Raw genomic sequence first — 1,087 nt, 5'->3', positions numbered from 1 at the left:
ACCGAAGGGAAGCGCCCGGAGAGCCTGGTGAAACAGGCACAAAGGAAGCGTCCGTTCCTTGAGAACTCAACAGCGTGCCAAAAGTCAACGCCAGATATGTTGATACCCCGTCCACCTCGGTGGATGAGGTTCCTTTGAAAGTCCATCCCGCCCATGTGGTGCGGATGGCACACACAGCGAGGACGCTGTGAACGACCGGACCTATTCCGTCTGGTCGTTCCGCTCTCGTGTGTGTTTCACCCGATTACGGGTAAACATTCACGGAGAGTTTGATCCTGGCTCAGGACGAACGCTGGCGGCGTGCTTAACACATGCAAGTCGAACGATGAACCGGCTTCGGCCGGGGATTAGTGGCGAACGGGTGAGTAACACGTGGGCAATCTGCCCTTCACTCTGGGACAAGCCCTGGAAACGGGGTCTAATACCGGATACGACTACCGACCGCATGGTCTGGTGGTGGAAAGCTCCGGCGGTGAAGGATGAGCCCGCGGCCTATCAGCTTGTTGGTGGGGTGATGGCCTACCAAGGCGACGACGGGTAGCCGGCCTGAGAGGGCGACCGGCCACACTGGGACTGAGACACGGCCCAGACTCCTACGGGAGGCAGCAGTGGGGAATATTGCACAATGGGCGAAAGCCTGATGCAGCGACGCCGCGTGAGGGATGACGGCCTTCGGGTTGTAAACCTCTTTCAGCAGGGAAGAAGCGAGAGTGACGGTACCTGCAGAAGAAGCGCCGGCTAACTACGTGCCAGCAGCCGCGGTAATACGTAGGGCGCAAGCGTTGTCCGGAATTATTGGGCGTAAAGAGCTCGTAGGCGGCTTGTCACGTCGGATGTGAAAGCCCGGGGCTTAACCCCGGGTCTGCATTCGATACGGGCAGGCTAGAGTTCGGTAGGGGAGATCGGAATTCCTGGTGTAGCGGTGAAATGCGCAGATATCAGGAGGAACACCGGTGGCGAAGGCGGATCTCTGGGCCGATACTGACGCTGAGGAGCGAAAGCGTGGGGAGCGAACAGGATTAGATACCCTGGTAGTCCACGCCGTAAACGTTGGGAACTAGGTGTGGGCGACATTCCACGTCGTCCG

At 58.9% G+C, this 1,087-nt stretch carries 1 rRNA gene; it reads left to right on the top strand.

Going from position 1 to position 1,087, the window contains the following annotated elements:
- Window positions 1–257: 257 nt before the first annotated feature.
- Window positions 258–1,087 (top strand): 16S ribosomal RNA (locus ACWGI6_RS38210); the annotation flags it as partial.

Source organism: Streptomyces sp. NPDC054786 (assembly GCF_053611685.1).
The sequence above is the reverse complement of the archived record's forward strand: the minus strand, read 5'-3'. Positions and strand labels throughout refer to the sequence as shown.